1 pseudogene is annotated in these 334 nt (G+C 76.0%); it reads left to right on the top strand.

Features of this window, described 5'->3' with window-relative positions:
* Positions 1 to 155: 155 nt before the first annotated feature.
* Positions 156 to 334: pseudogene (locus QWY29_RS19950) on the top strand (NADH-quinone oxidoreductase subunit F); the annotation flags it as partial.

Genomic DNA, 334 nt, shown 5'->3' with positions numbered 1-334 from the left:
CGCGAAGGCCTCCGGCGCCACCGGCACCGAGCCCACCGGCGACGGCGCCCAGGCCGCCAGCCGCACCGACACCTCCGGGGAGGCCGTGTCGGCCGCGGTCGAGGCGGAGAGCGGCAGCGACGAGAGCGCAGCCGAGAAGAAGGAGGCGAACTGACGTGGTCGACACCCTGACCCCCGTCCTCACCGCCAACTGGGGCGCCGAGCGCTCCTGGACCCTGGCGTCGTACGAGGAGCACGGCGGCTACGCCGGCCTGCGCACCGCCCTGGACATGGCCCCCGACGACGTGATCACCGCGGTCAAGGACTCCGGCCTGCGCGGTCGCGGCGGCGCGGG

The organism is Nocardioides abyssi (assembly GCF_030412915.1).
GTDB classification, from domain to species: domain Bacteria; phylum Actinomycetota; class Actinomycetes; order Propionibacteriales; family Nocardioidaceae; genus Nocardioides; species Nocardioides abyssi.
The sequence above is the reverse complement of the archived record's forward strand: the minus strand, read 5'-3'. Positions and strand labels throughout refer to the sequence as shown.